This window comes from Geomonas sp. (assembly GCF_056994735.1).
Map to the genome: position 1 here is coordinate 1 of NZ_JBXKJL010000080.1, position 2,755 is coordinate 2,755.

The following is a 2,755-nucleotide window of genomic DNA, read 5'->3' on the forward strand; positions in this document are numbered from 1 at the left end:
GTGGCTGCCTTCCCTTCTCTCGGAGAGGGAGCTGTCGTTGACGTGGAAGAAAGAGATCGTTCCCTGCAGCTGCGTTGCCTGTGAGGAGAGTTCCTCGGCCGTGGATGCCATCTCCTCGGCCACTGCCGCATTCTTCTGGATCACCTGGTCGAGGACCTGGATGGCCTGGTTGATCTGGGAGGCCCCGCCGTCCTGCTCTTTGCTGGCTGCGCTGATTTCCTGGACCAGTTCCGCGGTCTTCTTGATGTTCGGGAGTATCTCGCCGAGGAGTTCCCCGGCACTTTCGGCGATGCCGACGCTGGAGGTGGAGAGGGTGGAGATCTCCGCCGCCGCCTTCTGGCTGCGCTCGGCAAGCTTTCTCACCTCGGCGGCGACCACTGCGAATCCCTTGCCGTGATCACCGGCCCGTGCCGCCTCGATGGCGGCGTTCAGCGCCAGCATGTTGGTCTGGCGAGCGATTTCCTCGACGATGGAGATCTTCCCTGCGATTTCCTTCATCGCCGCCACCGTCGCCGCGACAGCCTTCCCGCCTTCGTGCGCGTCTTCCGCGGATTTCACCGCGATCTTCTCGGTCTGCATGGCGTTTTCCGCCGTCTGCCTGATGTTGGCGCTCATTTGCTCCATCGAGGAGGATGCCTCTTCGGCCGACGCCGCCTGTTCCGTGGCTCCCTGTGAAGTGTTGTCGGCGTTTTCCGCGAGCTCCTTGGAACCGATGCTGACGTTGTCGGCTGCGGCCTTGACATCCAGCACCACCTCGGAGAGTTTCTGCACCATGGCGGCCATGTCTTTCAGCAACTCGTCCTTGTCCGAGCGCGGCACTACCTCGACGGTGAGGTTGCCGTCGGCGATCTCCTTGGTGATGGAGATGATGTGACCCATCGACTGCTTCACGCCCTTCAGGCTGTCATTGATCCTGGTGAACTCCGCGTGGGCGTCCTTGGTGTGCGGATCAGGTTCGCCGAGCAGGAAGTTGAGGTCCAGGTCTCCTTCGGCAAGAAGCTGAAGGTTTATTGCCATCCGCTCGATCTCTGCCTTCGTGTAATCCTTGTTCCTGATCATGGCGGTCAGGTCCTGGACCACCTCGACGTAGCCGATCTTGTCACCCTTGCTGTTGATGAGGTAGGAGGTATCCTGCTTGCACCCCGATCCGCACCAGTCGAAGTAGCTCTCGGTGACCCCCCTGTGGAGCTGCTTGATGCCGCACCCTTCGGCGTTGCAGATGTTGGCGGCGGCGTTGGAGCAGGGAAGCCCGACGGCGGAGACGCGGTCCTTGATGCGTCCTTCCTTGACCAGGAGCTTCTCGAACGACTTGTTCATGAAGGTCCACTTCATGTCGTTGTCGGTGACGTGGATGGGGAAGGGGACGGCGTCTATGATGGCTTCGTACCAGTCGTTCTTGTCGCCCACAGTGTCCAGGGTCCGGTTGATGCCGTCCACGATGGAGCGGTACTCGCCCTGGTGGCGGGAGGCGTCGGCGCGCTTCCGGAATTCTCCGGCCAAGGCGGCGGTGACCAGTGTCTCGGTGTCGTCGATCATGGTGCCGACCGCATCCTTCACCTTCGAGAGGCTCCCGTTGATCTTCTTGAAGTTCTCGTATGCCTCGGCGGTGTGCTCGTCGGCCTGCTGCACCTGGAGGTCGAGGTCCAGATCTCCAAGAGCGAGCTTGGTCAGGTTGGCGGCGATCCGCTCGACCTCGGTCTGGTTGTAATCCTTGTTCCTGATCATGGCGGTCAGGTCCGAGACCACCTCGACGTAGCCGATCTTGTCGCCCCTGCGGTTGATGAGGTAGGAGGTGTCCTGCTTGCACCCCGACCCGCACCAGTCGAAGAAGCTCTCGGTCACGCCCTTGTGGAGCTGCTTGATGCCGCACCCTTCGGCGTTGCAGATGTTGGCCGCGGCGTTGGAGCAGGCGAGACCCATGGCGGAGACGCGGTCCTTGATGCGCCCTTCCTTGACCAGGAGCGTCTCGAACGGCTTGTTCATGAAGGTCCAGTTCATGTCGTTGTCGGTGACGTGGATCGGGAAGGGGACTGCATCGATGATGGCCTCGTACCAGTCGTTCTTATCCACCACGGTGTCGAGGGTCCGGTTGATGCCGTCCACGATGGAGCGGTACTCGCCCTGGTGGCGGGTGGCGTCGGCGCGCTTCTGGAACTGCCCGGCCAGCGCGGCGGTTACCAGGGTCTCGGTATCCTCGATCATGGCGCCGACCGCGTCTTTGACCTTGGTGAGGCTCTGGTTAATCTTGAGGAAATCCTCCCGCGCCAGGGCGGTGTGCTCGTCGGCCTCCTGCACCTGGAGATCGAGGTTCAGGTCGCCGAGGGCCAGTTTGGTCAGGTTCGATGCCATCCGCTCGACTTCGGTCTGGGTGTAGTCGCGGTTCCTGATCATGGCGGTCAGGTCGGAGACAACTTCGACGTAGCCGATCCTCTCGCCCTTGCCGTTGACGAGGTAGGAGGTGTCCTGCTTGCACCCCGAACCGCACCAGTCGAAGAAGCTCTCGTTGACACCCTTGTGGAGCTGCTTGATGCCGCACCCGTCGGTGTTGCAGATGTTGGCTGAGGCATTGGAGCAGGCGAGGCCGACGGCGGAGACCCGGTCCTTGATGCGGCCTTCGCGGACCAGGAGCGTCTCGAACGGCTTGTTCATGAAGGTCCACTTCATGTCGTTGTCGGTGACGTGAATGGGGAAGGGGACGGCGTCGATGATGGCCTGGTACCAGTCGTTCTTCTCGGCGAGGCGCTCGGCCTCGGCG

General features: G+C 61.9%; 1 protein-coding gene. It reads right to left on the minus strand.

The genetic code is table 11. The annotated features are described in order from the left end of the window. On the minus strand, positions 1-2,755 hold a 2,755-nt coding region (locus AC11W3_RS03665; RefSeq protein WP_484092506.1), incomplete at both ends, for a methyl-accepting chemotaxis protein.